Origin of the sequence: Enterobacter cloacae complex sp.6700776 (genome assembly GCF_048284255.1) — a bacterium.
Taxonomy (GTDB): Bacteria; Pseudomonadota; Gammaproteobacteria; order Enterobacterales; family Enterobacteriaceae; genus Enterobacter; species Enterobacter intestinihominis.
Genome location: NZ_JBLVYK010000160.1, coordinates 1 through 305 on the forward strand (window position 1 = coordinate 1; position 305 = coordinate 305).

Annotated in this window: 1 pseudogene; it reads left to right on the forward strand. The window is 44.9% G+C overall.

Annotation, left to right across the window (positions count from 1 at the left end):
- Nucleotides 1-305: pseudogene (locus tag ACNQ0T_RS23705) on the forward strand (1-pyrroline-5-carboxylate dehydrogenase); the annotation flags it as partial.

Below are 305 nucleotides of genomic sequence, written 5' to 3' on the forward strand. Positions count from 1 at the left end.
GCATTCTGGTGATGAAATTTCGTCTCCTGAGACCCTTTATCAGCCATTCCTTGAGTTCGCTGAGCATATTTTACCCCAATCCGTAAAACGCTCCGCAATTACATCAGCGTACCGCATTCCTGAAACTCAAGCCGTGCCTATGCTTTTACAACAAGCTGAGCTGCCTCCAGAGCAAGCTGATGCTGCTCATAAATTGGCTTACTCCATTGCAGAAAAACTGCGTAATCAAAAAAATGGGGTTGGTCGTTCAGGCTTAGTTCAAGGGTTATTACAAGAATTTTCGCTGTCTTCTCAAGAAGGTGTGG